The sequence below is a fragment of the Bradyrhizobium iriomotense genome, from assembly GCF_018129405.1.
GTDB lineage: Bacteria > Pseudomonadota > Alphaproteobacteria > Rhizobiales > Xanthobacteraceae > Bradyrhizobium > Bradyrhizobium iriomotense_B.
This window is the reverse complement of sequence record NZ_JAFCLP010000002.1, coordinates 199,306-225,028: the sequence shown is the minus strand read 5'-3', so window position 1 is coordinate 225,028 and position 25,723 is coordinate 199,306. Positions and strand designations below refer to the sequence as shown.

The window sequence follows — 25,723 nt, the reverse complement described above, 5'->3', positions numbered from 1 at the left end:
CTCCCTCGGATCGATCATCCGACAGTGGCGTCTGGCTGACCGACCACGTGCCGCTGGAGTTCCTGGCGTAGCTTATATCCGGGATTTCCAGACGGTCTCCTCGGTCCAGCCGAGTTCGGCGAATTCGGCAGCCCGGAGCGGCGCTTCGCCTTCTGCGAAGAATTCATCGAGCTGCGGGGGCGCAACGGCCGTTTCGGACAGCATGGCATGCGCCTGCCCGCGATGATGGATCTGGTGCTGGAACAGATGCATGAGCAGCCGGTCGCAGCGCTCGGTCTGAACGCTCGTGTCGCGGTTGATCTTCACAACGTCATCGAACCGCGCGGGCGTCAGTGCATCGCAGATCGCAATCAGGCGCCTGTCCATCGCGGCTTGCGCAGGCTGCAGCGCGGTGAGGGCAGGAAAAGGCACCTCGTTCTTCCAGGCTGCCGGTCCGAGCCAGCCGCCTTCGAGTGCATCGATGTAGAAGAGGTCGATGATGTAGATGTGGTTCAGCGTACGCTGCAGGCTCGGGAAGAAACCGGTGCGGTGGGCTTCGAACTCTGCCTGGGACAGCGCGGCGCAGGCGGTGAGAAGCCGGTGATTGGCCCAGGCATTGTTGTGGGCGAAGGCGCGGTAGGTTTGGACGAGTCCAGCGGACATGTCGGTTCTCTCCCGGATCCTGCGTGGTTCGTCGGGCGAGGATGACGAAGCCTAGCCCGACTGTCCCACAAGAGGGGCAGTGGCGGATTACGCCTAGCTAATCCGCCCTACGCGACCTCGATCCAAAGTTTTCACTCCGCCGCTTCGCTCGTGCTCCGCCGCTTCGGCTTCCGCGCCTTCTTCAGCACCGGCTCCAGGAACTTGCCGGTGTAGCTCCGCGGCGCTTTCGCGATGTCCTCCGGCGGGCCCCAGGCGACGATCTCGCCGCCGCCGTCGCCGCCTTCGGGGCCGAGGTCGATGACCCAGTCGGCAGTCTTAATGACTTCGAGATTGTGCTCGATGACGACGACCGTGTTGCCCTGCGCGACCAGCTCGTGCAGCACCTCAAGCAGCTTCTTGACGTCATGGAAGTGCAGGCCGGTGGTGGGCTCGTCCAGGATATAGAGCGTGCGGCCGGTGGCGCGCTTGGACAGCTCCTTGGCCAGCTTGACGCGCTGGGCTTCGCCGCCGGAGAGCGTGGTGGCCTGCTGGCCGACATGGATGTAGTCGAGGCCGACGCGGTGCAGGGTCTGGAAGGTTTCGCGCACGCGCGGCACCGCCTTGAAGAACTCGGCGGCTTCCTCGACGGTCATGTCGAGCACGTCGGCGATGCTCTTGCCCTTGAACAGGACTTCCAGCGTCTCGCGGTTGTAGCGCTTGCCCTTGCAGACGTCGCAGGTGACGTAGACGTCGGGCAGGAAGTGCATCTCGATCTTGATGACGCCGTCGCCCTGGCAGGCCTCGCAGCGGCCGCCCTTGACGTTGAAGGAGAAGCGGCCGGGCTCGTAGCCGCGCGCTTTCGCTTCGGGCAGGCCGGCGAACCATTCGCGGATCGGCGTGAAGGCGCCGGTATAGGTCGCAGGATTCGAGCGCGGGGTGCGGCCGATCGGCGACTGGTCGATGTCGATGATCTTGTCGATGTGCTCGAGGCCCTCGATGCGGTCGTGCGGCGCGGCGCCCTCGCTGGCGCCGTTCAGCTTGCGGGCGATGGCGCGGTAGAGCGTGTCGATCAGGAGCGTCGACTTCCCGCCGCCGGAGACGCCGGTGACGCAGGTGAACAGTCCGAGCGGGATCTCGGCGGTGACGTTCTTGAGGTTATTGCCGCGCGCGTTGACCACCTTGATGGTGCGGCGGTGGTTCGGCGGACGCCGCTCCGGCACCTCGACCTCGAGCTCGCCGGTGAGATACTTGCCGGTGAGCGATTTCGGGTTGCGCATGATCTCGGCGGGCGTGCCCTCGGCGACGATGTTGCCGCCATGCATGCCGGCGCCGGGGCCGATGTCGAGCACGTAGTCGGCAAGCCGGATGGCATCCTCGTCATGCTCGACCACGACCACGGTGTTGCCGAGGTCGCGCAGCCGCTTCAGCGTATCGAGCAGGCGCGCATTGTCGCGCTGGTGCAGGCCGATCGAGGGCTCGTCCAGCACGTAGAGCACGCCCGTGAGCCCTGAGCCGATCTGCGAGGCCAGGCGGATGCGCTGGCTCTCGCCGCCGGACAGCGTGCCGGAGGAGCGGGAGAGGGTGAGGTAGTTGAGGCCGACGTCGAGCAGGAAGGTGAGGCGCTCGCGGATCTCCTTGAGAATGCGGCCGGCGATCTCGTTCTGCTGCTTGTTCAGCGCCTCCGGCACGGTCTCGAACCACTCGCCGGCCTTCTTGACAGACAGCTCCGAGATCTCGCCGATATGCTTAGCCCCGACCTTGACGCAGAGCGCCTCGGGCTTCAGGCGGAAGCCTCTACAGCCCTCGCACGGCACGTCGTGAAAATATTTCGCCAGCTCCTCGCGCGCCCACTCGCTCTCGGTCTCGCGGTAGCGGCGGTTGATGTTGGTGATGACGCCCTCGAACGGCTTCTTGGTGTCGTAGGAGCGCACGCCGTCCTGGTAGGAGAACTTGATCTCGTCCTCGCCGGAGCCGTAGAGGATCGCGTCCTTGGTCTTCTTGGCGAGATCCTTCCACTTGGTGTCGAGGGTGAACTTGTAGTGCTTGCCGAGCGCGGTCAGCGTCTGCTCGTAATAGGGCGAGGATGACTTGGCCCAGGGCGCGATCGCGCCCTTGCGCAAGGACAGCTCCTTGTCGGGGATGACGAGGTCCTCGTCGACATGCTGCTCGACGCCGAGGCCGCCGCAGGCGGGGCAGGCACCATAGGGGTTGTTGAACGAGAACAGGCGCGGCTCGATCTCGGGAATGGTGAAGCCGGACACCGGGCAGGCGAACTTTTCCGAGAACAGGATGCGCTCGGGGCCGCTCTTGTCGTGGATTTTTGCCGTCTTCTTTTTCTCTTCCGCTGGCGCGGCCGCCGGCGCGTCGGCGAACTCGATGACGGCAAGGCCCTCGGCGAGCTTCAGCGCGGTCTCAAAACTTTCGGCGAGGCGCTGGCCGATGTCGGCGCGCACCACGATGCGGTCGACCACGACGTCGATGTCGTGCGGGAATTTCTTGTCGAGCGTCGGGGCTTCCGCAAGCTCATGGAAGGTGCCGTCGATCTTGACGCGCTGAAAGCCCTTCTTGAGCCATTCGGCGAGCTCTTTCCGGTACTCGCCCTTGCGGCCGCGCACGACCGGGGCGAGCAGATAGAGGCGGGTGCCCTCGGGCAGCGCCAGCACGCGGTCGACCATCTGCGAGACGGTCTGGCTCTCGATCGGCAGGCCCGTGGCCGGCGAATAGGGCACGCCGACGCGCGCCCACAAGAGGCGCATGTAGTCGTAGATCTCGGTGACGGTGCCGACGGTCGAGCGCGGATTCTTCGAGGTCGTCTTCTGCTCGATCGAGATCGCCGGCGACAGGCCGTCGATCTGGTCGACGTCGGGCTTCTGCATCATCTCCAGGAACTGGCGCGCATAGGCCGACAGCGATTCGACGTAGCGGCGCTGGCCTTCGGCGTAGATGGTGTCGAAGGCGAGCGAGGATTTGCCGGAGCCGGAGAGGCCGGTGAACACCACCAGCTTGTCGCGGGGGATCTCGACGTCGATGTTCTTGAGGTTGTGCTCGCGCGCGCCGCGGATCGTAATTGCGCGCAGGCTGGAGCCCGCGTTCTGTTGTTGGCGCTTCGCCCTGATCACTTCATCCATCCGAGTTGCCCTCAAGGAAGCCCAAAGGTGCGCGATCGCGCCAACAAAAAAGGCGCGCTTTGCCCGGAACCGGGATCGGCGCCGCTGGGTATGGCAGCGAACGTAGGAAGAACGGAGACGGATTTCCAGAGGGAGTTGCGAATCGTCAACGGAATGTTGGCGCGCTGGCGGCATCTGGCAGCAGCGGGGACGGAACTGCTCTGGAACGTGCCGCCAAACAAAAAGGCCGGCGCGAGGCCGGCCTTTCGTAGCGGATGGAGCGGGGCTCAGTACCTCGCAACCACCGGGCCGCCGAAGGTGTAGTTCACGCGAACCGTGGCCATGTCCACGTCCTGCTTGATGCTATCGCTGCGGGTGTTCACGCCGAGGAAGGTGAAGGTGTCGGTGTGCTTGCCCATGAACAGGTGGTTGTACTCGACGCCGACCGACCAGTTCGGAGCGAAGCCGAACTCGATGCCGGTGCCGACGGTGCCGCCCCAGCGGGTCTCGTTGGCGGTGTCGAGCGTGACGCCGGCGAGAGTGCCGCTGAACTTGTTGTGGGTGACGGCCGCGCCGCCCTTCACGTACCAGAGCACGTTGTTCCAAGCATAGCCCACCTGACCGGTGAAGAGGCCAATGGCGTCGATCTTGGTGTTGTTCACCAGCGGGAAGAAAGCGGCCGGCGAGCTGGTGTTCGAGCCCTTCAGGTCAGCCCAATCGCCCTGGGCTTCGAGGCCGAACACCCAGCTGGCGGACTGCCAGCGATAGCCGATCTGGCCGCCGACGATGGCGCCGGTCGCATTGTGGCAACCTTCAGCCGTGACGGGGACAGCCACGCCGAGCACAGCGGTCGTATCCCAGCAATTGTGGCTGGAGCCGCCACCGGCGTTGGCGCCGATGTAGAATCCGCTCCAGTTGTAGATCGAGGCCACAGCCACCGGCGCCTTGGTGTAGGGGCGGGCCGCAAGATCGGCCGCCGAGGCCGGTGTCAACGAGGCCGGCGTCAACGCGCTGAGTACGAACAGACTGGCCGAAGCCAGCAAAATCTTCTTCATCTGATTCCCCAGTACCGTTTCTCTTTGTTGCCTTCCGCAAGGAAGAGCAGCGGAGCCTATGACCCAACTGATGTCATTGCTTTACACCATTGAAGCCCAAGGTTGTGTTACCGGAGAGCCACATCTCGCCGAAAACGCTGGTGGCGGGCTGGCATATATTGCTACGCGTGAAGACAACAAAAAGGCCGGCACGAGGCCGGCCTTTCGTAACGCGGGTAGCGTCGGAGATGAAGCTTAGTACTTCGCGACGATCGGGCCGTTGAAGTGGTAGTTCACGCCGACCTGCACGGTGTGGAAGTTGAGCGTGCCGGTGGGCAGGGCGCCCGAGAAGTAGGTCTCGCCGCCGAGGCTGCGATAGAGGTACTCGCCCTTGACCGACCAGTTCGGAGCGAAGAACGCTTCGACGCCCGCGCCGACGGTCCAGCCGGAGTGCCACTTGCTGTCCGACACGGACACGCCGAGTGCAGAGAGGGTGATCTTGTTGTCGATCCAGGCGTAACCGCCTGTGCCGTAGAACAGGACGTTGTTGACGGCGTAGCCGATACGGCCGCGCACGGTGCCCATCGCGTCGGTCTTCGAGCTGGCGGTCGCGGTCGCAACGCCGAAGCCGGGGACGACAGTGGCGCCGGTCACGGAAGCGCTGACGTCAGCCCAGGAGCCATCAGCTTCAACGCCGAACACGACGTTGCCGGTCTGCCAGTTGTAGCCGGCGGTGCCACCGACGAAGCCACCCTTCATCTTCGGGTCGCCCGAGGAGTCTTCCCAGGCGCCGCCACCGACGATACCGAGGTAGAAGCCGGTCCAGTTGTAGACCGAGGCCACAGCCACCGGAGCCTTGGTGTACGGGCGGGCCGCGAGATCAGCCGCCGACGCAGGGGCAGCCAGAGCGAACAAACAGGCCGAAGCCAACAAAACCTTCTTCATTTTTAACCTAAATCCCAGTCCCAGTTTCTGTTGTTGCCTTCCGTGAACGGAAGGGCATCGGACGCTGTGGTCCAACTGGCGTCGTGCTTACACCAGCGAAGCCGCAAGTTGTGTACCCGAAAAGCCACAACAGTCACAAAACGTCATAATCAGTGACGGACCGTCCCTTCGCTCGCACGCAGCAAAAAGGCCGGCGCGAGGCCGGCCTTTCGTCAGAAGAGACTATGCTTGCGATCAGTACCTGGCGATCGCCGGGCCGCCCCAACGGTAGTTCAAGCGGATGAGGGCGAGATCGACGTCCTGACTGATGCGTTCGGTCTGAACGAAGGCTCCGCCAAAGGTGAAGTCGACGTTTCGGGTGCCGAGGAAGATGTGATCGTACTCGAAGCCCACCGACCAGTTCGGGGCGAAGCCAAATTCGACTCCCGCGCCGACCGTTCCGCCCCAGCGTGTTCCGTTGGCCGAACCGAAGGTCGTGCCAGCACCCACAAAGCCCGGCGCGACGATGAGGTCGTATCTGTCGTCCACTACGGCGCCGCCGCCCTTTACGTAGACCAAAACGTTATTCCAGGCATAACCGACCTGACCGGTAATCAAGCCGAAGGCTTCGACCCGCGTACGGTTCTGCTGACCTGGCGCGGTCGGGCTGATGTTGCTTCCACTGAAGTCAGCCCAGTTGCCTTGGCCTTCCACACCAAACACCCAATTGGCCGACTGCCAGCGATAGCCGACCTGACCACCGACTGTGCCGCCCGTTGCGTTATGGCAGCCGTCATCGATCAGCGTACCGGTGACCGGCGTCACGAAGTCCCAGCAATTGCGGCTTGAGCCCCAGCCCCCGTTGATGCCGATGTAGAAGCCGCTCCAGTCGTAGATGGTCGCGACCATCGGGGGCGGAGCCTTGGTGTAGGGACGCGCCGCCATATCCGCCGCGCTTGCGGGAGCCGACAGGCCCAGCGCCACAGCACCGAATGTACCAATCAAAATCTTATTCATTGCAGTCTCCCCAGGTAAGGTCCGCTTCTTGAGGTCCCCGAAGCGGCCAATCAGGCGCGACGCCCATATGAACTTAATTCCGAGGCAACCGTAGCCTAAGCGGGAGGCAGAGTCCGTCTCCGAAATGCAACAGTCGCAGGGCAAGTGCGAGCATGTAACTTGATGAATGTTAAGCACTTTTCCATGATTAGGGGAACCTGAAAAGGTTCCATCCGGTGCGCACCAATTGGGCGGCATGCAGGCGCCGCCCGAGGCGGATATTCGGCGTCCGTCCAGAAAGAACAAATCTGGAACATGCCGACAGGCGATGCTATATGTGGGGATAACCCGAGGGCTGGTGGGCTGATCGGTCCGCGCAAGCGTATAGGGTCGCCTCAATCAGGTTGCACAGGACCGCGGGGCGCGCGGCCTTATGAATTCAGCCTAACGAAATTCAGCCTAACGAAATTCAGTGGCATTTGGAGTGGAGAGCGGCGATGGCGGGAAGCGTCAACAAGGTCATTCTGGTTGGAAATCTCGGCAAGGATCCTGAAATCCGCCGCACCCAGGACGGGCGGCCGATCGCGAATCTCAGCATCGCGACCTCGGAGACCTGGCGCGACAAGAACAGCGGCGAGCGCAAGGAAAAGACCGAGTGGCATCGCGTCGTGATCTTCAATGAGGGGCTCTGCAAGGTCGCCGAGCAGTATCTGAAGAAGGGCGCGAAGGTTTACATCGAGGGCGCGCTCCAGACCCGCAAATGGACCGACCAGAGCGGCGTCGAGAAATACTCGACCGAGGTCGTGCTCCAGGGCTTCAACTCGACGCTGACGATGCTTGATGGCCGCGGTGGTGGCGGCGGAGGCGGCAGCTTCGGCGACGAGCCGGGCGGCGATTTCGGCTCCTCCGGTCCCGTCAGCAGCGCGCCGCGCCGTCCTGTTGCCGCCGGCGGCGGCCGCAACAGCGACATGGACGACGACATCCCGTTCTGAGGCGGGCGGGGGCGTTTTCTCCCCGATGTCGCCTTGCTCGTGTGAAGCGACAGGATTTCTTACCAATTGACCGGTAAAGCTCGGTTTTCCGAGCTTGCCTCATGTGTTGCCTCAAGTCTTTGACGGGCTGCAATGTGAATGGTATTAACTTCATGTTAATCTTATTCACATTGGTCGCCGCTTGACCCGAGGGAGCCCGCATGAGTCTCGCGCCGCTGCTTGAGGCCGCTCCCGCGATCCCGCTGCATGCCTTTGCCGCAATGGCCGCCTTCATGCTCGGCCTCGTCCAGTTCGCCGCTCCCAAGGGCACACTGCCGCACCGGACAATCGGCTGGATCTGGATCGTCCTGATGGTGGCCGTTGCCGCCTCGTCATTCTGGATCCACGAGATCCGCCTGGTCGGGCCGTTCAGCCCGATCCATCTGTTGTCGATTTTCACCCTGCTGGTTCTGCCGCTCGCGGTGTGGCGGGCGCGCACGCATCGTGTCGCCGACCACCGGCGGATGATGATCTTCATCTTCGCCGGTGCGCTGGTGGTGGCGGGCCTGTTTACGCTGGTGCCCGGCCGCATCATGCACCGGGTGATTTTCGGGGCGTGAGAGCCGGTTCCGCACCGCTCGTTCCGGCCCCGTCCGGGGCAGTGCCGGGAAGGGCGTAAGCCTCTGGAAAAACAGTCGGAAAAAGCGCTTCCCTAGAGCCCGGCAAGGGTGGTTATCAGGGGTGTGATGCGCTATATGATTCCCAGACAAAAACTCACCGGATTCCCCATTGGCTGACGACGACAACAAGCCCGGCGACCAGCCGGCGCATCCCTCGGACATTCGCCCCGTTTCCATCTACGAGGAGATGAAGAAGTCCTATCTCGATTACGCGATGAGCGTGATCGTGGCGCGTGCGCTGCCCGATGCGCGCGACGGGCTGAAGCCGGTGCACCGCCGCATCCTGTTCGCGATGAACAATCGCGGCGACACCCCGGATAAGAAGCACAAGAAGTCCGCCGGTGCCGTCGGCGAGGTCATGGGTAAGTATCACCCGCATGGCGACCAGGCGATCTACGACGCCTTGGTGCGCATGGCGCAGGACTTTTCGATGCGCGCGCCGCTGATCGACGGGCAGGGCAATTTCGGCTCGGTCGACGGCGATCCGCCGGCGGCGATGCGCTACACCGAATCCCGCCTGACCAAGATCGCGCTGAAGCTGCTCGAGGACATCGACGACGACACCGTCGATTTCCAGGACAATTACGACGGCTCCGAGCGGGAGCCGGTGGTTCTGCCCGCGCGGTTCCCGAACCTGCTCGTCAACGGCGCCGGCGGCATCGCGGTCGGCATGGCCACCAACATCCCGCCGCACAATCTCGGCGAGGTGATCGACGCCTGCGTCGCGCTGATCGACAATCCGTCGCTGACCATCGACGAGCTCAACAACATCATCCCGGGCCCGGATTTCCCGACCGGCGGCATCATCCTCGGACGCCAGGGCATCCGCAGCGCCTACCATCTCGGCCGCGGCTCGATCGTGATGCGCGGCAAGGTCACCTTCGAGACGATCCGGAAAGAACGCGAGGCGATCGTCATCACCGAGATCCCGTATCAGGTGAACAAGGCGACGATGGTCGAGCGCATCGCCGAGCTCTACAAGGAAAAGAAGATCGAGGGCATCTCCGACCTGCGCGACGAGTCCGACCGCGACGGCTATCGCGTCGTCGTCGAGCTGAAGCGCGATGCCGTGCCCGACGTCGTGCTGAACCAGCTCTACAAGTTCACGCCGCTGCAGACGAGCTTCGGCGTCAACGCCGTCGCGCTCGATTCCGGCCGTCCGCAGACGATGAACCTGAAGGACATGCTGACGATCTTCGTCGGCTTCCGCGAGCAGGTCGTCACCCGCCGGACCAAATACAAGCTGCGCAAGGCGCGCGAGCGCGCGCATGAGCAGGTCGGCCTCGCCATCGCGGTCGCCAACATCGACGAGATCATTCGCGTGATCCGGACCTCGCCGACGCCGGCTGCGGCGCGCGAGACCCTGATGACGCGCGACTGGCCCGCCCGCGACGTCGAGGACATCATCACGCTGATCGACGATCCGCGTCACCGCATCAATGCGGACGGGACGATCCGCCTGTCGCTGGAACAGGCGAGGGCGATCCTGGAGCTGCGCCTGGCGCGCCTCACCGCGCTCGGCCGAGACGAGATCGGCGACGAGCTCTCCAAGCTCGCCGGCGAGATCAGCGACTATCTCGAGATCCTGCGCTCGCGCGCGCGCATCCTCGACATCATCAAGACCGAGCTCGCCGAGGTGAAGGCGGAGTTCGCCACGCCCCGCCGCACCGTCATCATGGAGCAGGAAGGCGAGGTCGAGGACGAGGACCTGATCCAGCGCGAGGACATGGTCGTCACCGTCTCGCACGCCGGCTACGTCAAGCGCGTGCCGCTGTCGGCCTACCGGGCCCAGCGCCGCGGCGGCAAGGGCCGCTCCGGCATGCAGACTCGCGACGAGGATTTCGTCAGCCGCCTGTTCGTGGCCTCCACGCACACGCCGGTGCTGTTCTTCTCCTCGCGCGGCCAGGTGTACAAGGAAAAGGTCTGGCGGCTGCCGATGGCCGCGCCGAACGCGCGCGGCAAGGCCATGATCAACATCCTGCCGCTGGAGCAGGGCGAGCGCATCACCACCATCATGCCGCTGCCGGAGGATGAATCGACCTGGGGCCAGCTCGACGTGATGTTCGCCACCACGGGCGGCAACGTTCGCCGCAACAAGCTGTCCGACTTCGTCGACGTCCGCCGCTCCGGCATCATCGCCATGAAGCTCGACGACAACGAGGCGATCGTCGACGTGCAGATCTGCACCGAGCGCGACGACGTGCTGCTGACGGCCGCGGGCGGCCAGTGCATCCGCTTCCCCGTCACCGACGTGCGCGTGTTCACCGGGCGCACCTCGATGGGCGTGCGCGGCATCGCGCTCGGCGAGGGCGACAAGGTGATCTCGCTGGCGATCCTGCGCCACGTCGAGACCACCTCGGACGAGCGCTCGGCCTATTTGAAGATGCGCCGCGCGGTCGCAGGCGAAGCCGCCTCGGAAGAGGCTGCGGTGGATGCCGAGGCCGAGGAGACGTCAGGCAGCTTCCAGCTCCCGCAGGAGCGCTATGTCGAGATGTCGGCGGCCGAGCAGGTCGTGCTGACCGTCTCCGTCAACGGCTATGGCAAGCGGACCTCGTCCTACGAGTACCGCACCACCGGCCGTGGCGGCAAAGGCATCGTCGCCATGAGCGTCAACAACCGCAACGGCAACCTCGTGGCATCCTTCCCCGTGGAGGAGGCCGATCAGATCATGCTGGTCACCGACAAGGGCCAGCTGATCCGCTGCCCCGTCGAAGGCATCCGCATCGCCGGCCGCTCGACGCAAGGCGTGATCGTGTTCGATACCGCCGAGGACGAGCATGTGGTGTCGGTCGAGCACATCACCGAAGAGGCGGAGAACGGGAACGGCGAGAACGGCAACGGGGCGTAACGCCCCGTTCTATGCGGCGTTTGCAAGCTCTCTCGTCAAATCGGCAAGCGCCTCGTGCTTGCCGATCTGCGCCATCCAGCACCATAGCTCCAGCGTGCAATACACGCGGTAGAGCGCGAGCGTTTCCTGCCAGTTGGCGCGCTCGATCCTGCCATAGCCGGCGAGCAGCCCGTCGCGCTTCGGCGCATCCTTCGCCGTGAAATAATAGATCGCCTTCGCGATATCCATCAGTGGATCGCCGGATGTCGCATTCTCGAAATCGACGATGCCCGTCAGATGCGGTTCGCCCTCCGGCGTCACCAGCACGTTGCCGGCATGGAAATCGTAGTGGCACAGGCGAGGGGTGACGGCTGCCTCGAACAGATGCTGCCGTGCCGCAACGCTGCCCCGCAGGCGCGCGGCCAGCGTGGGATCACCGCCCCGCGTGCAGAACTCCGTCAGCTTCCTCTCGAACTGCGCGGACACGTAGGCGTGGTTGCTCGGATGCGCCGTCCAGACCCCGTCGGGGCCGATATAGCCAAAGCTGTCGAGGGCGACGTCGTTGATCCGGCGCAGCGCCGCGCCCATCTCGGCGTAGATTTCGAACAGCTGTGCGTCTGTCAGCACCGCCTCTCGCCGGCCGAGCACCGTGCCGTCGAGCTTGGTCATCAGGACGTAGTTGAGGTCGATCACCGATCGCGTGTTGTCGGCGAACAGTACGCTGGGAACGGTTATGTCAAGGTCACGGAGAAGCCCAAGAACGTAGACTTCCTTTGCCATCTTCCACTGCAGCGATGCAGGGTAGGCCTTGAGGATGCAGGCTGGCGAATCCGCCAACACGATCTCCATGACGGTACCGATCTCCCCGCCATGCAGCTCAGCGACATCCAGCACCAACGCCCGCGGAGACGTCCGACGGATGATCGTCTGCACCTCATCGACCGAGATTGTCAGCCGAGGCTTCAGCTGCAGAGGCGGATTGTTGGACATTTCGCACTTGCCTCATGCAGCCCGGTGAGCCGCGCTAAATCTCCAGCTCCGTGCCGAACTCCACGACCTGTTTGGTCGGCACGCCGAAGAACGCGGCGGAGCGTTCGGCGTTGCGCTGCAGGAAGGCGAATACGCCTTCGCGCCAGACCCACATGCCCGGGACGTCCTCGCGCGGGATGATGGTCTCGCGGCCGACATAATAGGTGATGTCGGAGAGGTCGATGCCGGGCAGCTTGCCCTGGCGGCACGCGAGCGCCAGTCCCTCATAGATCGTCGGATTCTGCATGAAGCCGTAATGCAGGATCACGCGGGTGATGCCGGGGATGATGTCGATCACCTCGGCGCGCTCCTCGTCGGTGATATGCGGCGATTCCTCGATCAGCACCGTGACGAGGACGATGCGTTCGTGCAGGACGTGGTTGTGCTTGACGAACTGGGTCAGCGCCAGCGGCACGCCCTTTGGTGCTGACGCCAGGAACACGGCCGTGCCGGGCAGTCTCGCTCTGCATTTGTTCACCGCAGTCTCGATCAGGTCCTCCTCGGGCTGGCGCAGGTGGCCGCGCGCGGCCTCGACCAGCTTCACGCCGGCGCGCCAGGTCAGCATCAGGAAGGCGACGAGGCCGGCGAGCAGCAGCGGAAACCAGCCGCCCTCGAACAGCTTGATCGAATTGGCGGAGAAGAAGATCACGTCGATGACGAAGAACGCGCCGTTCACGGCGACCACGAGCCAGGGCGAAAAGCCCCACTGGATCGCGACGAGTGCGGCCAGCAGCGTGGTGATGGCCATCAGCAGCGACACCGCGATGCCATAGGCGCCGGCGAGGGCGTCCGAGGAGCCGAAGCTCAGCACCGCGCCAAGCGTTGCAGCCGCGAGCAGCCAGTTCACCAGCGGCACGTAGATCTGGCCGATCGCGTGGCTGGTGGTGTGGCGGATCTGCATGCGCGGCAGGAAACCGAGCTGGATCGATTGCTGGGTCAGCGAGAACACGCCGGAGATGATCGCCTGCGAGGCGATCACGGTCGCGACCGCCGAGAAGGCGACCAGCGCATAGTGCAGGGCATCCGGGCAGAGCTGGAAGAACGGGTTCTCGATCATCGAGGGATCGGTGATCAGCAGCGCGGCCTGGCCGAAATAGTTCAGCACCAAAGCGGGCAGGCAGATTGCGAACCAGGCGAGCCGGATCGGCAGGCGGCCGAAATGCCCCATATCGGCATACATGGCTTCGCCGCCGGTCACCGCGAGGAACGCGGCGCCAAGAATTCCGAACGAAATGTGGAAGTCCTGGTGGATCAGGAAGTTGAAGGCATAGAACGGGCTGAGCGCCGCCAGCACCGCCGGCGCCTTGACGATGCCGTGGATGCCGAGCGCGGCCAGCACGACGAACCAAGCCAGCATCACCGGGCCGAAGATGCGGCCGATGAAGCCGGTGCCCTGCTTCTGCATCATGAACAGACCGATCAGGATGGCGACGGTGACGGGCACCACCACTGGCGCGAGCGAGGGCGCGTCGACCTTGAGGCCTTCGATGGCGCTCAGCACGGAGATCGCCGGCGTGATCGCGCCGTCGCCATAGAGCAGGGCGGCACCGACGAGGCCGACCACCAGCAGATGCGCCCGCCAGGTGCCTGGTTGCGCGTTGCGCGCATGGAGCAGGGCCAGCAGGGCGACGATGCCGCCTTCGCCGCGGTTATCCGCGCGCAGGATCAGCAGCGCATATTTCAGCGAGATGATCAGCAGCAGGGCCCAGAGGATCAGCGAGGCAACCCCCAGGACAGCGTCGTGACTTAGCGTGCCGCCATGGGCAGCTGCCTTGGCGGCTTCCTTGAGGGCGTAGAGCGGGCTGGTGCCGATATCGCCATAGACGACCCCGAGGGCGCCCATGGTCATGGCAAGCGGCAGTGGATCGGGATGGTGGCTGGAAGCGACTGCGGGCGTACTGGACAATGGCGACCCCCCGATGGGATCGCGCCCGGCGGGCCATTCCGACGAGCGCGATCATCACGCAGTCTGCGACGAGACGTCGCAAATATCCATGGGGTTTATCTTGGGGTTTATCTTGAGGGGCTTTCCTGACGCGAAGCTGACGGGGCCAACTACGGCGTGCGGTCGGCGGTCACGAGGCGGGCCTGGCGGACATCAGACTTGCTACCGGCGCGGCGCAGGCAGGACGCCTCGAAATTCGGCCAGGCCTGCTGCGAGCAGTCACGCCCGATGGTGCGGATATCGAGCCGGTCGCTCTTGGCGAGCGGCTGCGGCACGCTGGCTTCGACGGTCGGGGCAAAGCCGGGCAGGAGGGTGAGGGCTGCGGCAACACACGCAGAGAGTGCGATCGCTGAAAGCGCCTTGATCATTGACAGTCCCCTGTGATGCGGCCGCCTACGCCCAGTACGCGGCCCGTCGTTCGTTGGCCGGATTAGTAACCATGGCCAGTTTCCGGACGTCTTCGCGGACGCCGGAAATGGTTTCGTTCGCGCTCTGCTTTGTTTCGTCGCCGGCCCCAGGACGAAACAATCCGGCCGTTGCCGACACCTCCGGCGGGCATTTTCCGGCCAACGGGCAGGAAACGGACAAGGAACCTGCCCGGCTTGCCGGGCCGGGCCGGGCGCGGTAGGAGGGGGCCATGCCGCGCATCGCCTTCTATCCGGGTTCCTTCGACCCCATCACCAACGGCCATCTGGACGTGGTCCGGCATGCCGTTCCCCTGTGCGACCGCCTGGTGGTCGCGATCGGCGTCCATCCCGGCAAGAAGCCGCTGTTCTCGACCGAGGAGCGCCTGCAGATGCTCGAGGACGTCTGCGGTCCGATCGCGGCCCAGGCCGGCTGCGTGCTCGAAGCCGTGACGTTTGACGATCTGTCGGTGACCGCGGCGCGCAAGCACGGCGCGACCATCATGATTCGGGGCCTGCGCGACGGCACCGACCTCGACTACGAGATGCAGCTTGCCGGCATGAACGAGGCCATGGCGCCGGAGGTGCACACGGTCTTCCTGCCGGCCTCTCCCATGGTCCGCCCGATCACCGCCACTTTGGTGCGCCAGATCGCAGGGATGGGCGGAGATGTCTCCACCTTCGTGCCGCCGCTCGTTGCCACCCTGCTCAAGGCCAAATTCGCCGGATAACGGCGCGCTCTCTCATCTCACCAGATCCGGAGTTTTCATGATCCGTCGTCTCGCAATTCTTGCCACGATCTTGGCCGCGCTCGTCAGCGCGGTCCCGGCGGTGGCGCAGCAGCTTCCGGCAAACCTCGACAAGGCCAACGCCCTGGTCATCGACACGACCAAGGGCCGCATCGTCATCAAGCTCAGGACCGATCTGGCGCCGCAGCACGCCGAGCGCCTCAAGCAGCTGGCGCGCGAGGGCTATTACAACAACGTGCCGTTCCACCGCGTCATGGACGGCTTCATGGCGCAGACCGGCGACGGCGAGAAATTCAACGGCACCGGCGGCTCGAAATATCCGAACCTGAAGCAGGAATTCTCCAAGGTGCATTTTGCCCGCGGCATCGTCGGCATGGCCCGGCGCGGCGACAGCGTCGACACCGCCAACTCGCAGTTCTTCATCATGTTCGCGGATGGCGGCAGCCTCGATGGCCAGTACACCGTGATCGGCGAGGTCGTGCAGGGCATGGACGTCGTCGACAAGCTGAAGAAGGCGCCTCCCGGATCAAGCAGCGGCACCGTCACCGATCCCGACAAGATGGTGAAGGTGCAGGTCGCTTCCGACATCAAGTAGGAAAAACGCGATGGCGCGCTGCGGCAACAGGCTTTTGCTCGCCGCCGCGGTGCTACTGCTCGGCGTCTCCGGCGCGAAGGCCGAGGACGCGCAGGTCAACACCATCCAGGACGTCTTCCGGCATCTGCACACCTGCTGGAAGCCGCCGCCGCCCGCCAAGGCTCGCCCACTCGACATCACCGTCGTCGTGAGCTTTAACCGGGCCGGAAACATTCTGGGCCATCCGAGGATTACCTATGAATCCGCGGAGGCCTCCGACAATGACCGGCTGCAATACCGGATCGCGGTGATGGAGGCGTTGCAACGCTGCACGCCGATGCCATTTACCGAAACGATGGCCGGCGCTGCTGCGGGACGTCCATTCGCGATCCAGTTCCGTAACCGGAAGACTTCACCCCCAACGCAAGAGAGACGAGTATGAGCGTCACCGAAAACACCCTGATCCTCGAGACCACGCAGGGCCCCGTCACCATCGAGATGCGGCCCGACCTCGCGCCCGGCCATGTCGCGCGCATCAAGGAACTGGTCCGCGAGGGCTTCTACGACGGCATCGTGTTCCACCGCGTGATCGAGGGCTTCATGGCCCAGACCGGCTGCCCGCACGGCACCGGCACCGGCGGCTCCGGCAAGAAGCTGAAGGCCGAGTTCAACAAGGAGCCGCATGTGCGCGGCACCGCCTCGATGGCGCGCGCCGCGAGCCCCGATTCCGGCGACAGCCAGTTCTTCATCTGCTTCGACGACGCCCGTTTCCTCGACAACCAGTACACGGTGTGGGGCAAGGTCACCGAGGGCATGGAGAACGTCGACAAGATCAAACGCGGCGAGCCGGTGCAGAACCCCGACAAGATCGTCAAGGCGCGGATGGCCGCGGACAAGGAATAGTCACCCGTCATTCCGGGGCGCGCCTTGGCGCGAACCCGGAATCTCGCGCCACAATCTCGAGATTCCGGATCGCCGCGCTTGAGCCGCGGCGTCCGGAATGACGGTGCTAGTGAGACATGCGCACCGATCTCTTCGATTTCGACCTGCCCGCCGAGCGCATCGCCTTGCGCCCGGCGAGCCCGCGCGACTCCGCGAAGATGCTGGTCGTCGAGAACGGCGCACTTCGCGACCAGGTCATTGCCGACCTGCCGCAATGGCTGAGGCCCGGCGACCAGCTCGTCGTCAACGACACCAAGGTGATCGCGGCGCAACTGAAAGGCCGCCGCATCGGCCGCGAGACCGAGCCGAAGATCGAGGCGACGCTGATCAAGCGCCTCGACGGCTCGCGCTGGCAGGCGCTGGTCAAGCCCGCCAAGAAGCTCGTTGCCGGCGACCGCATCCGTTTCGGCAATGAAGGCAAGGTCTGCCTGCTCGGCCATCTCGACGCCGAGGTCGAGGCCAAGGGCGTTGAGGGCGAGGTGACGCTTGGCTTCTCGTTCCACGGCCCGGCACTCGACCAGGCCATCGCCGATCTTGGCAGCCCGCCGCTGCCGCCCTACATCGCCTCCAAGCGCACGCCCGACGACCAGGATTTTGCGGACTACCAGACGATGTTCGCGGCGAACGAAGGCGCGGTCGCGGCTCCCACCGCGGGCCTGCATTTCACGCCCAAGCTGGAGCAGGCGCTACGCGCGCGCGACGTCGGCATCGTCAGGGTCACGCTGCATGTCGGGGCAGGGACCTTCCTGCCGGTCAAGGCCGACGACACCGAAGGCCACAAGATGCATGCCGAGTGGGGCACGATCTCGGCCGAGGTGGCCGAGCGGCTCAACTCCGCGCGGAAGAATGGCGGCCGCACTGTCGCGGTCGGCACGACGTCATTGCGTCTGCTCGAAAGTGCGGCGAGCGAAGACGGCACGATCCAGCCGTTTGCGGCTGAGACCGCGATCTTCATCACCCCCGGCTATCGCTTCCGTGCCGTCGATATCCTGATGACGAATTTCCACCTGCCGAAGTCGACGCTGTTCATGCTGGTGTCGGCGTTTTCGGGACTCGAGACGATGAAGCAGGCCTATGCGCACGCGATCGCGAGCGGCTACCGGTTCTATTCGTATGGCGATGCGTGCCTGCTGTTCCGGGCACGGGAGTGACCCGGCGGCCCCTTCGTGTTATGCTGTTGACGTCATTTGCGTAGATCGAGGCGGTCATGAACATCCGTTCCGCGAAAGTCGACGAGCTTGCCCAGCGCCTCGCCCGCCTGACGGGGGAAGATATCGAGACGGCGCTGGAGCGTGCCATCGAGGAGCGCTTGTCTCGTGTCGGCTCGCCGGTTGCCGATAGAAGGGCCGCCCTGACGTCGTTCTTTGAGCGGACCGCTAGCCTGCCCGTTCTGGATACCCGGTCTGCTGACGAAATTATCGGCTACGACCGTTTTGGGCCGTCGTCCTGATGGTACTGGATACGTCTGCGATCATCGCGACCGTAACCAACGAGCTGGATGCGCAACGCTATCGGACAGCCATGCTAGATGCTGACAGTCTGTCGATGTCGGCAGTAGCGGTCCTGGAAGCCAAGATCGTTCTCTCTGCTCGCTTCGGGGCGACGGCTGTGGCGTTTTTCGACGAATTGCTGGAGACCGCCGGGATTGTCGTCGTGCCCTTCGACGCCGACATGGCCAATTTCAGCGGTTTGGCAAGGGCGGGGGACATCCGGCACAACTCAACATCGTCGATTGTGCGGTCTACGCTCTCGCCAAAATGCGTTCGCAACCGCTCCTCTTCAAAGGAATCGATTTTGCCAAGACGGATATCGTCGCGGCGTTGGTCTGACCGCGCGGTTAGCCGTCGTAGGGCGAGCACAGCGAAATGTGCCCGCCATTTTCTTGAATGTGTGGCAGGAGCGGTGGGCACGGCGCTTGCGCGCCTTTGCCCACCCTACGGCACCTTCTGTTACGCCATCACCCGCTGCGGCAAGAGCTCCGCGATCTGCACCGCATTCAGCGCCGCGCCCTTGAGCAGCTGATCCGCCGCCACGAACATCGAGATCGAATGCCCGGAGGGATCGCTGAGGTCCTTGCGGATGCGGCCGACCAGGACGTCGTCCTGGCCCGAGGCGTCGATCGGCATCGGGAAGTAGTTCTTCACGCGGTCGTCGACGACCTTCACGCCGGGGGCCTGCGCCATGATGGCGCGGACCTGGTCCTCGGTGATGGGCTTCTCGCATTCGAAGGTGATGGCCTCGCAATGGGCGCGCAGCACCGGCACGCGCACGCAGGTGACGCCGACCGCGATGCTCTCGTCCTCGAAGATCTTGCGGGTCTCCTTGATGACCTTGGTCTCTTCGTCGTTGTAGCCGGTCTCGGGGTCGACCGCGGTGTTGTGGTTGAAGAGATTGAAGGCGTAGGGGTGCGGCATCACCTTGGGCGTATAGACCTGCCCGTTGAGATTGGCGCGGGTGGATTCGACGAGCTCCTCCATCGCGGCTGCCCCGGCGCCGGACGCGGCCTGGTAGGTCGAGATGATGACGCGCTTGATGCGGTTCTTCTGGTGGATCGGCCACAGCGGCACCAGCGCGGTGATCGCGGCGCAGTTCGGGTTGGCGATGATGCCCTTGTGGTCGCGGATGCGGTTCGCGTTGATCTCGGGGATCACCAGCGGCACGTTGGGATCCATGCGGAAGGCGGAGGAGTTGTCGACCACCACGGCGCCCGACTTGACCGCGATCGGCGCATACTTCTTCGAGATGCTGCCGCCGGCGGAGAACAGGGCGATGTCGACGCCCTCGAAGGCGCGCTCGGTCAGTTCCTCGATGACGACGTTCTGGCCGCGGAACGACACCGTCTTGCCGGCGGAGCGGGCGCTCGCCAGCGCCTTGAGCTTGCCGACGCGGAAGCCACGCTTGTCCATGGTGGCGATGAATTCGGCGCCCACCGCACCGGTGACGCCGACAATCGCGACGACGGGATCGTTACTCACATTCTCCTCCATTGAGTTTTAGACAACAAAAAAGCCCCGGACCATCGAGGGCGGGGCTTCGGTAGAGCTGATGCGTTTAAGTCGACGACCTACGCGCGCACGCCTCCCCGGGCCCCTGGGGCCGTGGTGGTTTTGGTCGTGCGTTTGGTGGTCGTGAACATGGCGGCGACTTATGCGGGAGAGTTTTGCGCCCGTCAATGGCTTTTCGCCCCCCGGTTGGGGCCGGGGGACAAGCCATCGCTATTTGGCGCGGGCGCCCGGCGGCTCCAGGATGACCTCCTTGAGGTCGTCGCCGCTGATCACGACGATCGCGAAACTGAGCCGGCCGCGCTCGCGCACGAGGCCACCGCTGATGGCCTTGCCCGAGGCTGCGCGCTCGGCGACGCGTACGGCGTCGGCAAGGCGGTGCCTGATCGCGCCGAGCGCTGCGAGATTGCTGCGATCGTCGTTGTCGAGCTCGGCGAGGGGGAGGGCGGCCTCGCCGCCGACGAGCTCGCCGGTCGCCGCATTGATGGTATGGCGCCAGATCCGGTCGTTGTGCAGGGTCTTCACCCGGTAGACCGGCACGCCCGAGCCGCCGTCGAAACTCACGTCGGCGGTGGTGGCGCCGGCATGGCGGGCTTCCGCAATCGCCATGGCCTGGCTGATCGTGATCGAGGAACTGCGGAATCGTTCGATCTCGCGGCTGACCGCCTGGCGGTCCGCTTCAGCATCACCATCTGTGTCGCTGTGAAGCGCGGTCGGCGTGCCCGTGGTCACGATTGCCTGTGCCGGCGCGGCGATGAGCAGCGCGGGCAAGGCGATCGCAAGCAGTTGCGAGGTCCATCGTTTGGCTGTCGTCATGCTCGAAACCCTCGGCCAGCGAGTGTGCCGGATGATCGTAAAGAATTCGCGGCCGACCTTGGGCAAAGGCCGGCCGCGGAGCGTCGTGGCGGCTGTACCCGCCGCGGCGATCGAAGCGGCACTGACCTCTTTTGGGGCTGGTGAAAAAAGCGGCCCGTACCAACTTAACTAAACCATACCGTATCGTTTTATTTCGGTCAATGCCGTTGCGACGGCCCCCTTGGGGAAAATCGCAAGCTCACGGAATTGTCAGCGGGAGGTGCGGCGCCGCGGCGTGCCCTTGGCGGCGTCCCTGGCGGCGTCCTTGACGCGGTCGGCGGGGCCCAGCGCACCAGCCAGGAACAGCTTGATCGCGGTGCGCATCCGCTTTTCCGCGGACTTCATCTCGAGCGCCGTTCCGAACGTCGCCATGCGGTGAGTGTGGCCGACGACGACGTCGAGAAACACCTCGGCTGCGATGGTGGTGTCTTCGATGTCCAGTGCGCCTTGCGCCACCAGGTGGTCGAAGAAGCGCGCCGTGGTGGCGACGGCCTTGAGCCAGCCCTCCTCCTTGCCGAGCTTGGCGACGTCGGGGAAGTTGATGGCCTGCGACGTCATCATGCGGCTGAAGGCGACGGCATCGGGCCCGCAGGTGAAGGTCAGCATCTCGCGTCCGATCTCGACAAGTCGCTGCTCCACCGAAATGTCCGCGGCGCTGGAAAGCTGCGTTTCCGCGGCAGCCGACAGCGGCGCGAGCCAGCGTTCGATCTCGCGCCTCAGCACGGCCGCAAACAGGCCGCGCTTGTCACCGTAGCGGGAGTAGACGGTCGGCTTGCTCACGCGCGCCGCTTCCGCGACCGCATCGAGCGAGGTCGCGTCAAAGCCGCGGTCCAGGAACAGGCGGGTGGCGACCTCGATCAGCCGCTGGTCGCGCTCGATGGCGGCGGTCTTGGTCGGCCGGCCGCCACGCGATTTCGGCACCTCGCGCCGCGGCGCTGCCGATCTTGTTTTGGTCGCAGTCAATCCCATGCCCAATGATTCCTGCGCGTTGCCTGTCATTCGCTCTATATCGCGCAGGAGCGGGGGCGTCATCGCGAATCTGGCCGAATTGGCCGTATCGTCAACCGTTTCGATAGGACGCCGTTCCGTCACCCGCGTCACGGCAGCGTCGAAGTCCAAGCCTCGCCCGACGCGGCCTTCTCATATCCGTACTGATAGAGCGCCCGCATATAGCCGGTGTCAAACCCTTCCGAAGGCGGGGCGGGATAGTCGCGCGCGATATAGGAGAGATGGAAGCCGAGGCGGTTGCGCTTGGCGAAATCGTAGGTCGAGAAGATGATCGAACGGGTCTGCGACTGCGTGATCGCCGACAGGCTGCGCGAGGCGACGTCGATCGTGCTGTTGGACACGAGCTCGAAGTTGCGCTCGATCTTCTTGTTGACGAGGATGTAGATGTCCATCTTCGCAGTGCCCGGCAGGCGGCTACCCTGGAACAGCAGGGCTTCCGGCAGCGTCAGCACCGGTGCCGTCACGCCGCCGTCGACATGCATCTCCTGAAACCGGCGGCCCTGGCCTTCGGCATCGATCATGATGGGCGGAAACACCAGAGGAATGCTGGCGGAAGCCGCCATCACGTCGCGAAACAGCTTGAGCGCCTCGGGCGTGCCGACAGCCGCGATCTTGCCCATGTCCCAGATCGCGGTCCGCTGGGTGTCGAGATCGGTCGTCACGATCAGCAGCCTGCGGCCCCTGGCGTTCTCGCGCGCGACCTGCGCCATGATCTCCGGCCCGACATAGCGGGCGACGAGTTCGCGCAGGCGCGTGTTGCCGAACAGGCCGGAGCCGAACAGCACGCGCATGATGCTGGGATCGTTCAAGAGGGTTTCCGCGATGCCGCTGGTGTAGACCTCCTTCAGCGTGTCGTCATATTGGGAGCCGAGAAATGCAAACGGCGCGATCAGGCCGCCGGTGCTGACACCCGAGACGACCGTGAAGGTGGGACGGGTTCTGGCCGCGGACCAGCCGTTGAGCACGCCGACGCCGTAGGCGCCATCGGCGCCGCCGCCGGAGAGCGCCAGATAGGATTTCGTCGCGGTGCTGGCGTCCTTGTCGAAGCTGAATTTCGTCACCGGCTCGTCGGCGTAGCGCCTGAGGCCGTCGATATCCAGCACGCGCGAGGTTTGGGCTTCAGCGGCCGTGTAGGGCGTGCGGGGCAGGGAGGTGCAGGCGCCGAGCGCCAGACTTAAGCCCAGGACCAGAAGTCCGGTCAGGCGGGCGGCGGTCTGTCGTATCCCGCCACGCGAAGGGACGGACATTTCGGTCGAACATGAAGCGGAGGGCATTGTCGGTGGCTGGCGATCACGCAAATACGGCCGCCGGCAAACTCACCGCGGCATCTCGTCAGGCCCCACGGTAAAACTACACTGTATCGTTTTATTTGGCAAGCCGGGCGGAACTCCAGGTCCGCGTCAAATCTGTCCCAGTCTGACGCATCGGGTGGTTCGGGCGGGTTGATCGGCCTCGCCCGGCACGCAATAAGCACGGCCATGAATCTTCCCAACAACGATCTACCCAATCATTTCGAACTGCTCGCCACCGATGGCGCCGCGCGTACCGGCCGCCTGACCACGCCGCACGGCGCGGTGCGCACCCCGGCCTTCATGCCGGTCGGCACCGCCGGCGCCATGAAGGGCATGCACTGGCGCGAGGTGCGCGAGGCCGGCGCCGATATCGTGCTCGGCAACACCTATCACCTGATGTTGCGCCCCGGCGCCGAGCGGATCGCAGCCCTCGGCGGCTTGCAGCGGTTCACCGGCTGGAACGGGCCGATGCTGACGGATTCCGGCGGCTTCCAGGTGATGTCGCTGGCGGACTTGCGCAAGGTCAGCGAGCAGGCCGTCACCTTCCGCTCACATATCGACGGCGCCAAGGTCGAGCTGTCGCCGGAGCGCTCGATCGAGGTGCAGCGCTTCCTCGGCTCGGACATCGCCATGCAGATGGACGAATGCGTGCGGCTGCCCGCCGAGCGCGACGACATCGACCGCGCGATGCGGCTGTCGCTGCGCTGGGCCGAGCGCTCAAAGCGCGCCTTCGAGAGCGCACCGGACGGCTACATGCTGTTCGGCATCGTGCAGGGCGGCGACATCCCGCAGCTTCGTCACGCGAGCGCTAGAGGCCTCGTCGAGATCGGCTTCCACGGCTACGCGATCGGCGGTCTTGCAGTCGGCGAGCCGCAGGAGGTGATGCTGGCCATGATCGACGAGACCGCGCCGATGCTGCCGAAGGAGCGGCCGCGCTATCTCATGGGCGTCGGCACGCCCGACGACATCCTCGAAGCGGTGAAGCGCGGCATCGACATGTTCGACTGCGTGATGCCGACGCGCAATGGGCGGCATGGCGTGGCCTTCACGCGTTTCGGTCAGGTGAATTTGCGCAACGCGCGCCATGCCGACGATCCGCGTCCGCTCGATGAAGAGAGCTCATGGCCGTCGACGCGCAACTGCGCGCGCGCCTATCTCCATCATCTCGTCAAGGCGGGCGAGACGCTGGGGGCAATGCTGCTGTCCGAGATCAATATCGCATACTACCAGTCCCTGATGCAGGGCATCAGGGACGCGATCACACACGGAACGTTCGACGAGTTCTATCAGCGTACGCGCGAGGATTGGGCGAGGGGCGATATCGCCCCACGCTGATCAACGTCAGTTGCAGACGATCCGCTGCTTGACGGCGTGCTTGGTCACGAAACCATAGCCGCAATTGTCGCAGGTCCAGAGATAGCTGATCATGTGGTCCGAGACGTAGGCAGATGCTTCAGCGGCGACCATGGAGTCGGCGCAGACGGGACAGGTGGGCAACTCGCTGCAACGCGGATCGCGGTTTTGCGCGACGGTCGACAACACTTCAGCAACTGCTGACATCGTGGTGACCTCCCTGCTTTAAGACGTAAGTCTAACATAAGCAGAATCAGTTGACGAGGTCGCAACACAAATGCGTTGGTTTTCTGATAATTACGGCTCACGTGATTTTGCGATGCAGCGTATTTAACATGTGCCGCATTGTTGCTTGCGTGTCGCCGCAAGCTGTCTGTAACTGCGCAAGAACCACGATAGAAGCGCAATTGTCGCCACAGGGGAGTTGGTCATGGACGCATCGTCCAAAACGGGTGCAGCGCACCAACCCGGCCGCGGCCGGATCTACTCTTCGATCGTCGAGGCTTTTGGCGACACGCCGATCGTGCGCTTGCAACGCCTGCCGGGCCAGCACGGGGTGAACGCGACGATTTTGGCAAAACTTGAATATTTCAATCCCGCCGCGAGCGTGAAGGACCGCATCGGTGCGGCCATGATCATCGCGATGGAGAAGGCCGGCATCATCAAGGCCGACACCGTGCTGATCGAGCCGACCTCTGGCAATACCGGCATTGCGCTCGCCTTCGTGGCGGCTTCGCGCGGTTACCGGCTCAAGCTGGTGATGCCGGAATCCATGTCGATCGAGCGGCGCAAGATGCTGGCCTTTCTCGGCGCCGAGCTGGTGCTGACTCCGGCCGCGCAGGGCATGAAGGGTGCGATCGCGGCCGCCGAGGAGCTCTTGAAGACGACCCCGAACTCGGTGATGCCGCAGCAGTTCAAGAACCTCGCCAATCCGGAAGTCCACCGCCGCACCACCGCCGAGGAGGTCTGGAACGACACCGGCGGTAACATCGACTTCTTCGTCGCCGGCGTCGGCACGGGGGGCACGATCACCGGCGTCGGCCAGGTGCTCAAGCCGCGCAAGCCGTCGTTACGGGTGATCGCAGTCGAGCCGGAGGAGAGCCCGGTGCTATCAGGCGGTCAACACACGCCGCACAAGATCCAGGGTATCGGCGCCGGCTTCGTGCCCGACATCCTCGACCGGTCGGTGATCGACGAGATCGTGAAGATCAACTCGACCACGGCGATCGAGACCTCGCGCGCGCTGGCGCGGCATGAGGGCATTCCGGGCGGCATCTCCTCGGGCGCGGCGATCGCCGCCGCGCTCCAGATCGGCAAGCGGCCGGAAGCTGCGGGAAAGACCATTTTGGCGATCGTGCCGTCCTTCTCGGAGCGGTATCTTTCGACGGCTCTGTTTGAAGGAATCTAGGA

At 64.5% G+C, this 25,723-nt stretch carries 25 protein-coding genes; 12 read left to right on the top strand and 13 right to left on the bottom strand.

Annotation, left to right across the window (positions count from 1 at the left end):
• Positions 1-72: 72 nt before the first annotated feature.
• From JQ592_RS05765 to JQ592_RS05745, 5 genes are all read right to left on the bottom strand, one after another.
• A complete protein-coding gene (locus tag JQ592_RS05765; RefSeq protein WP_211401945.1) occupies positions 73-642 on the bottom strand; it encodes a DinB family protein in 570 nt (189 codons plus the stop codon).
• A gap of 131 nt (positions 643-773) precedes the next feature.
• Positions 774-3,749, bottom strand: a complete 2,976-nt coding sequence (uvrA, locus tag JQ592_RS05760) for an excinuclease ABC subunit UvrA (RefSeq protein ID WP_211401944.1) — start codon at positions 3,747-3,749, stop codon at positions 774-776.
• Between the two features lie 266 nt (positions 3,750-4,015).
• Positions 4,016-4,783, bottom strand: a complete 768-nt coding sequence (locus JQ592_RS05755) for an outer membrane protein (protein WP_211401943.1) — start codon at positions 4,781-4,783, stop codon at positions 4,016-4,018.
• Positions 4,784-5,017: 234 nt separating this feature from the next.
• On the bottom strand, positions 5,018-5,707 hold the full coding sequence (locus tag JQ592_RS05750; RefSeq protein ID WP_211401942.1) for an outer membrane protein: 690 nt from the start codon (positions 5,705-5,707) through the stop codon (positions 5,018-5,020).
• A 234-nt stretch (positions 5,708-5,941) separates the two neighbouring features.
• Positions 5,942-6,703, bottom strand: a complete 762-nt coding sequence (locus JQ592_RS05745; protein ID WP_211401941.1) for an outer membrane protein — start codon at positions 6,701-6,703, stop codon at positions 5,942-5,944.
• A gap of 476 nt (positions 6,704-7,179) precedes the next feature.
• Between JQ592_RS05745 and JQ592_RS05740 the strand changes: the two genes are divergently transcribed.
• From JQ592_RS05740 to gyrA, 3 genes are all read left to right on the top strand, one after another.
• A complete protein-coding gene (locus JQ592_RS05740) occupies positions 7,180-7,674 on the top strand; it encodes a single-stranded DNA-binding protein (protein WP_018642151.1) in 495 nt (164 codons plus the stop codon).
• A gap of 200 nt (positions 7,675-7,874) precedes the next feature.
• Positions 7,875-8,273 (top strand): DUF2306 domain-containing protein, encoded by a 399-nt coding sequence (locus JQ592_RS05735; RefSeq protein WP_211401940.1) that lies wholly within the window; start codon positions 7,875-7,877, stop codon positions 8,271-8,273.
• Between the two features lie 169 nt (positions 8,274-8,442).
• The gene (gene gyrA / locus JQ592_RS05730; protein WP_211401939.1) at positions 8,443-11,181 is read left to right on the top strand and encodes a DNA gyrase subunit A; all 2,739 of its coding nucleotides are present in this window, start codon (positions 8,443-8,445) and stop codon (positions 11,179-11,181) included.
• 9 nt (positions 11,182-11,190) lie between these two features.
• On the opposite strand, the gene JQ592_RS05725 is transcribed toward gyrA, so the two are convergent.
• The 3 genes from JQ592_RS05725 to JQ592_RS05715 form a co-directional block, all read right to left on the bottom strand.
• Positions 11,191-12,150, bottom strand: a complete 960-nt coding sequence (locus JQ592_RS05725; protein ID WP_211401938.1) for a phosphotransferase family protein — start codon at positions 12,148-12,150, stop codon at positions 11,191-11,193.
• 34 nt (positions 12,151-12,184) lie between these two features.
• Positions 12,185-14,038, bottom strand: coding sequence for a potassium transporter Kup (locus JQ592_RS05720; protein ID WP_211402516.1), 1,854 nt, complete (start codon positions 14,036-14,038; stop codon positions 12,185-12,187).
• Between the two features lie 206 nt (positions 14,039-14,244).
• Positions 14,245-14,502, bottom strand: coding sequence for a hypothetical protein (locus JQ592_RS05715; RefSeq protein ID WP_211401937.1), 258 nt, complete (start codon positions 14,500-14,502; stop codon positions 14,245-14,247).
• A 269-nt stretch (positions 14,503-14,771) separates the two neighbouring features.
• Here JQ592_RS05715 and coaD point away from each other — a divergent pair, with 269 nt between their 5' ends.
• From coaD to JQ592_RS05680, 7 genes are all read left to right on the top strand, one after another.
• Positions 14,772-15,269 carry a pantetheine-phosphate adenylyltransferase gene (gene coaD, locus JQ592_RS05710; protein WP_211401936.1) on the top strand — a complete coding sequence of 166 codons (498 nt, stop codon included), beginning with the start codon at positions 14,772-14,774 and terminating at the stop codon, positions 15,267-15,269.
• Between the two features lie 37 nt (positions 15,270-15,306).
• Complete coding sequence (locus JQ592_RS05705) at positions 15,307-15,882, top strand: peptidylprolyl isomerase (protein ID WP_211401935.1); 576 nt, start codon at positions 15,307-15,309, stop codon at positions 15,880-15,882.
• A gap of 10 nt (positions 15,883-15,892) precedes the next feature.
• Positions 15,893-16,303, top strand: coding sequence for a hypothetical protein (locus tag JQ592_RS05700; RefSeq protein ID WP_211401934.1), 411 nt, complete (start codon positions 15,893-15,895; stop codon positions 16,301-16,303).
• On the top strand, positions 16,300-16,764 hold the full coding sequence (locus JQ592_RS05695) for a peptidylprolyl isomerase (protein WP_035702663.1): 465 nt from the start codon (positions 16,300-16,302) through the stop codon (positions 16,762-16,764). The genes JQ592_RS05700 and JQ592_RS05695 overlap by 4 nt, the downstream gene beginning before the upstream one ends.
• Positions 16,765-16,880: 116 nt before the next feature.
• Positions 16,881-17,954, top strand: a complete 1,074-nt coding sequence (gene queA, locus JQ592_RS05690) for a tRNA preQ1(34) S-adenosylmethionine ribosyltransferase-isomerase QueA (RefSeq protein WP_211401933.1) — start codon at positions 16,881-16,883, stop codon at positions 17,952-17,954.
• A gap of 56 nt (positions 17,955-18,010) precedes the next feature.
• Positions 18,011-18,253, top strand: a complete 243-nt coding sequence (locus tag JQ592_RS05685) for a type II toxin-antitoxin system VapB family antitoxin (protein WP_211401932.1) — start codon at positions 18,011-18,013, stop codon at positions 18,251-18,253.
• Positions 18,253-18,825 carry a type II toxin-antitoxin system VapC family toxin gene (locus JQ592_RS05680; protein ID WP_211401931.1) on the top strand — a complete coding sequence of 191 codons (573 nt, stop codon included), beginning with the start codon at positions 18,253-18,255 and terminating at the stop codon, positions 18,823-18,825. The genes JQ592_RS05685 and JQ592_RS05680 overlap by 1 nt, the downstream gene beginning before the upstream one ends.
• Here the strand turns inward: JQ592_RS05680 and JQ592_RS05675 are convergent.
• The 4 genes from JQ592_RS05675 to JQ592_RS05660 all read right to left on the bottom strand — a co-directional run bounded on the left by JQ592_RS05675 (position 18,753) and on the right by JQ592_RS05660 (position 22,915).
• Positions 18,753-19,790, bottom strand: a complete 1,038-nt coding sequence (locus tag JQ592_RS05675; RefSeq protein WP_211401930.1) for an aspartate-semialdehyde dehydrogenase — start codon at positions 19,788-19,790, stop codon at positions 18,753-18,755. The genes JQ592_RS05680 and JQ592_RS05675 overlap by 73 nt on opposite strands.
• Before the next feature lie 228 nt (positions 19,791-20,018).
• A complete protein-coding gene (locus JQ592_RS05670; protein ID WP_211401929.1) occupies positions 20,019-20,621 on the bottom strand; it encodes a PepSY domain-containing protein in 603 nt (200 codons plus the stop codon).
• A gap of 249 nt (positions 20,622-20,870) precedes the next feature.
• Complete coding sequence (locus tag JQ592_RS05665; protein WP_211401928.1) at positions 20,871-21,629, bottom strand: TetR/AcrR family transcriptional regulator; 759 nt, start codon at positions 21,627-21,629, stop codon at positions 20,871-20,873.
• Positions 21,630-21,757: 128 nt separating this feature from the next.
• The gene (locus tag JQ592_RS05660) at positions 21,758-22,915 is read right to left on the bottom strand and encodes a patatin-like phospholipase family protein (protein WP_211401927.1); all 1,158 of its coding nucleotides are present in this window, start codon (positions 22,913-22,915) and stop codon (positions 21,758-21,760) included.
• A 231-nt stretch (positions 22,916-23,146) separates the two neighbouring features.
• Between JQ592_RS05660 and tgt the strand changes: the two genes are divergently transcribed.
• Positions 23,147-24,295, top strand: coding sequence for a tRNA guanosine(34) transglycosylase Tgt (gene tgt / locus JQ592_RS05655; protein ID WP_211401926.1), 1,149 nt, complete (start codon positions 23,147-23,149; stop codon positions 24,293-24,295).
• A gap of 6 nt (positions 24,296-24,301) precedes the next feature.
• On the opposite strand, the gene JQ592_RS05650 is transcribed toward tgt, so the two are convergent.
• Positions 24,302-24,520 (bottom strand): hypothetical protein, encoded by a 219-nt coding sequence (locus JQ592_RS05650; RefSeq protein ID WP_211401925.1) that lies wholly within the window; start codon positions 24,518-24,520, stop codon positions 24,302-24,304.
• Between the two features lie 223 nt (positions 24,521-24,743).
• Between JQ592_RS05650 and cysK the strand changes: the two genes are divergently transcribed.
• Positions 24,744-25,721: a cysteine synthase A gene (cysK, locus tag JQ592_RS05645; protein ID WP_211401924.1), complete on the top strand. Its 978-nt coding sequence runs from the start codon at positions 24,744-24,746 to the stop codon at positions 25,719-25,721.
• Positions 25,722-25,723: the final 2 nt, after the last annotated feature.